The organism is Janthinobacterium pasteuri (assembly GCF_051380775.1).
Taxonomy (GTDB): domain Bacteria; phylum Pseudomonadota; class Gammaproteobacteria; order Burkholderiales; family Burkholderiaceae_D; genus Janthinobacterium.
In genome coordinates this window covers 1-3,907 of the sequence record NZ_JBNYXS010000049.1, presented here as the reverse complement: position 1 = coordinate 3,907, position 3,907 = coordinate 1, and the positions used below count along the sequence as shown (strand labels likewise).

Genomic DNA, 3,907 nt, shown 5'->3' with positions numbered 1-3,907 from the left:
ATGTCAGTTACACAAAATTACAAAACAGTCACATTTTCAATTGAGCAGGTGTTCGCAATCATTTTTGCGCTGGAGGCCCGTCAGCAAGAATTGGCGATGCGCTCGGCGTGTGTGGCTCACTGGAAATCGGATATTGCGCGTGAAGCGCATGCCGAACATGTAGAAGCCACGCGCTCCACGCTGGAGCTGATGAAATGAGCATCTACTATGCCGACGTCGCAACCAACATCGTTTTGATAATCGTCTGCGTCATCGTGGCCGCCTGGGCATTCCGGTGTGAGGCGCGGAAAGACAAGCGCCCGCGCTGCAAGTGCTGCCGGAGGCCGCTGTGAGAAGCGCCGCCAATACGCAAACGCTGGAACTGCCCGGCATCAAACCGCCAGTGGTGACGAAAAAGCGGGGCCGCAAAGCAGTCCATGCCAGCGCCGCGGCCCGCCAGCGCGCCTACATGGCGCGTAACGGCATTGTGCCGATGACTGTCCAGTTGCCCGAAGCGCTTCACGCTGACTTCATGACCTGGCTCACGTCGAAGGGCAAAAAACAGTCCGAAGTCCTCGCCCATCTGATCCGCACTCAATTGTTAAGGAAACGATAATGAGCCATTCAAAGCCGATATATCTGGAAGACCGCGATATAGCGTTGCTGCTAAATTGCTTGAGGGAGCGCGAGCGACGTATCGAGATAGCCGTGTTGAACAATGGCAACTCCGAAAAAACATACATTAATCGCTGCCATGTAGCTGAGTTGATACGTGGCATAGAGTGCCAGAAATGAAAGCGGCCGGCGACGCCTCGACCGGCGAACTCCCATTGCACAATGTGGCCGCCCTGTTCGTGCGCGCCAATTCCATCTACAAAACGATGCCAGGCGTAGACGCCTGGGACGCCGAGCGCGATGCGCGCAAATTTGGGGGGGGCATGCCCGTGATAGCTCACCCACCGTGTCGCGCCTGGGGGCAACTGAGAATGCTGGCAAACCCGCGCCCGGACGAAAAAGAGCTTGCGACCTGGGCGGTAAGCCAGGTGCGCCAGTTCGGCGGCGTGCTGGAGCATCCGGCGCGCTCAACCCTCTGGCCTGTCGCAGGCTTGCCGCGCCCTGGGCAGCGCGACGAGTTCGGCGGCTGGACGTTGCCGATTTTCCAGTCATCATGGGGACACCGGGCGGAAAAGCCGACATTCCTTTACATAGTCGGCTGCGCACCAGGTGAAATACCAGAAATGCCTATCGCCCTGGGCAGGGCGTCGCACGTCATCGGCGCATCAGGTCGTCGCAGTGATGGCGGGCGACTGCACAAGGGTGATAAAGGTTGGCGGCCAGAATGCGGCAAGGCTGAAAGAGAACATACGCCGGAAGCGCTGGCGCACTGGCTAGTCGCCCTGGCTCAACGCTGCAAGGTGGCTGCATGAAATCCACCGAGGCTACAGCAAAAAACAGCCGGGAAGAGGCCCGCGTCACGATATGGCTGCTGCTGCCTCATCCGGTGCGCCGCCTGGTGCTGGCCTTCGCTGATATGCCGGACGACCGAGCCAATGACGAATTGACGGCCTTCAACCGCATAGAGCGCGCCCGCATCACTGCAGCGTTGCGCTCGATGATGACGCACCTATCCGTGGCTGAATCGTGCATGAACGACAGCGACGTGACGACGCGCACAACGACGGTCTTGCACTGATGCCGACCATACAGCAAGAAAACGGTATCCGTAGCGTAAAGGGCTTGCCCCTGCGCTGGGGTATCCCTGCCTACCGCGAGTTGCATGCGGCGCAGGAAGGGGCAATTGGAGCCATGCCAGAGGGCTACAAGCGCCTGTCGGCCATGCTGGATGAGGTAACGGCAGGCCATCTACCGCCTGACAGCACAGAGGCCCAGCTAACGATGCTGGCTGAGAAGTGCGCAAACGAGTGCATGAATGTCGCGCTGGATGCCCATGACGCGGAAACCCTGCGCGTATGCGTCGAACTGATCGTGCGTATGTACGATATGGACGTATCCACCATCAAGGATGACCGTCAGGCCGTCAAGCGCTACACCGATCCGGCATGGTGGCGGAAAAACTTGCGTGTCGTCCATGGCCGCGCCCGTGAGCATGCGGCAATGCGCCTGGGCTTCGTGTCGAGCCGCAAGGGCAAGTATTGCAGCGACGAGGCGGCGAAAAGCCGTGTCGGCCAGCGCCGCCGAAATAAGAAGGTGCTGCAAAACACAGTGCTGCGCAACATGGAAACGGGGCAAGAATTTCCGCTCGATGAACTGGCCGACAAGAGCACGGCAAACCCGAAAATCCGTCACGATGAACTGATGATGCGTATGGACGGCGTGGATGAAATAGCGATAGAAAACGGTCACGTCGGCCTGTTCGTCACGTTGACCGCGCCAGCCGCATACCATGCCGTGCTGGAGTCTAGCAGCATGCCGAACCCGAAGTACAACGGAGCCACGCCACGCGAAACACAGTTATACCTGCGCGACCTGTGGGGCCGCACCCGCGCACAGAACGACCGCGATGGCATTGCCCCATACGGCTTCCGCGTAGCTGAACCGCATCATGACGGCTGCACTCACTGGCACATGATGGTTTTCATGCCTGCTGACGATATAGAGATATTCAAACGCAACCTGCGCAAGTTCGCCCTGCAAGAGGGCGCGAACGATCCGGGCGCGGACAAGCACCGTGTGAAATTTGAAGCGCTCGACCCAGCGAAGGGCAGCGCGGCCGCTTACATGATGAAGTACACGGCAAAGAACATTGATGCCGAAGACATTAAGGAAGACGCGATCGGGCGCGACATTATCACCAAGGAAATGCGCGTCAACGCCTGGGCGGGCGTGTGGGGCATCCGGCAGTTTCAGGCGTTCGGACAGCCGCCCGTGACGCCATACCGCGAGGGCCGCCGCGTTGCTGAGGCAGTCGTGGAGCAAGCGCCGGAATGCGTCAAGGAAATATGGCTTGCTGGAAACCGCCTTGACTTGGTAGATGAAGAAACAGGCGAGATAGCAGGGCAGAAAAAATGCTCTTGGGCCGCATACATCCGTGCTCAGGGCGGAATAAATATGGGCCGGGGCTACCGGGTGCGCGTGGCGCAGGCGGCGCGCACCGAGGCAGGGCGCTATGGCCTGTTTGGGCGCGGCCCTGTAGGCCTGTTCGTCAAGCCTGATCAGGAATTCGTCGGCCCGCCAAGGATGTACGCCTCTACCCGCTTTACGTGGCGGCGCGTCGGGGTTGCTGTTGACGTGCGGGTTTGCCGTCCTTGGAGTCCTGTCAATAACTGTACGCCAGCCAGCGAAAAGAATTGGGAACGGTGGGCTCCTGTGCCGGAAGAAATACCGGCACATCACGATTTTGAGTACTTCGCAAACAATGATTTCGTATGTTTTGACAAATTTGGGGAGTTTAATCCTGATTTATTCGTAGAAATGGGGGAGTCGTGCACGAAAAAATGAAAGCCGCGTTCTCGAAACTGAGCGCGATAGCGGCGGCGTACCTGCCGTCCGGCTACAAAGAAACATTGCTGGATATGGCAATGGAAATCGACCGCCTGCGGGCGGAAGTCAATCAACTGAAGGGGAAATAAAATGCAATTTACGCAATATCAATCGGTGCAGGTCATCGACGAGACGCTGGAGCGCCACGGCCAGGTCGGCAGCTATGTCGGCATGGATGGCACGGACTACAACCTGAAATTCGATGACGGCGTAATCGAGTCCTTCGAAATCAATTCCATCAAAGGCCTGTTCTAACCATGGCGACCGCTAAACAAAACCTCGGCAAGATGCCTTGCCCCCACTGTGGCGACCCGGTTGCGGTCTTTAAATCCAGCACCGGGAAGCTCAGTTACAAATGCCAGGACGCCGACTGCGAAGCGTCCTGTTTTGCAGAAGCGCACAGCGGCGTGGCCCGCAAGTGGCTGGC

At 58.4% G+C, this 3,907-nt stretch carries 7 protein-coding genes; all 7 read left to right on the top strand.

The annotated features are described in order from the left end of the window. Positions 1 to 198: hypothetical protein (locus ACQ4WN_RS26140; RefSeq protein ID WP_436554125.1), on the top strand; the 198-nt coding region annotated here is incomplete at its 5' end. A 130-nt stretch (positions 199 to 328) separates the two neighbouring features. Further along, positions 329 to 595 (top strand): hypothetical protein, encoded by a 267-nt coding sequence (locus ACQ4WN_RS26135; protein ID WP_436554124.1) that lies wholly within the window; start codon positions 329 to 331, stop codon positions 593 to 595. A gap of 175 nt (positions 596 to 770) precedes the next feature. Beyond that, positions 771 to 1,406, top strand: coding sequence for a hypothetical protein (locus tag ACQ4WN_RS26130; protein WP_436554123.1), 636 nt, complete (start codon positions 771 to 773; stop codon positions 1,404 to 1,406). Further along, a complete protein-coding gene (locus tag ACQ4WN_RS26125; protein ID WP_436554122.1) occupies positions 1,403 to 1,672 on the top strand; it encodes a hypothetical protein in 270 nt (89 codons plus the stop codon). Before ACQ4WN_RS26130 ends, ACQ4WN_RS26125 begins: the two co-directional genes overlap by 4 nt. Continuing rightward, positions 1,672 to 3,438 (top strand): replication endonuclease, encoded by a 1,767-nt coding sequence (locus ACQ4WN_RS26120; RefSeq protein ID WP_436554121.1) that lies wholly within the window; start codon positions 1,672 to 1,674, stop codon positions 3,436 to 3,438. The genes ACQ4WN_RS26125 and ACQ4WN_RS26120 overlap by 1 nt, the downstream gene beginning before the upstream one ends. Further along, positions 3,435 to 3,569: a hypothetical protein gene (locus tag ACQ4WN_RS26115; protein ID WP_436554120.1), complete on the top strand. Its 135-nt coding sequence runs from the start codon at positions 3,435 to 3,437 to the stop codon at positions 3,567 to 3,569. The genes ACQ4WN_RS26120 and ACQ4WN_RS26115 overlap by 4 nt, the downstream gene beginning before the upstream one ends. Before the next feature lies 1 nt (position 3,570). Further along, entirely contained in the window at positions 3,571 to 3,735 is a 165-nt protein-coding gene (locus tag ACQ4WN_RS26110) for a hypothetical protein (protein WP_436554119.1), read from the top strand. Positions 3,736 to 3,907 lie beyond the last annotated feature (172 nt).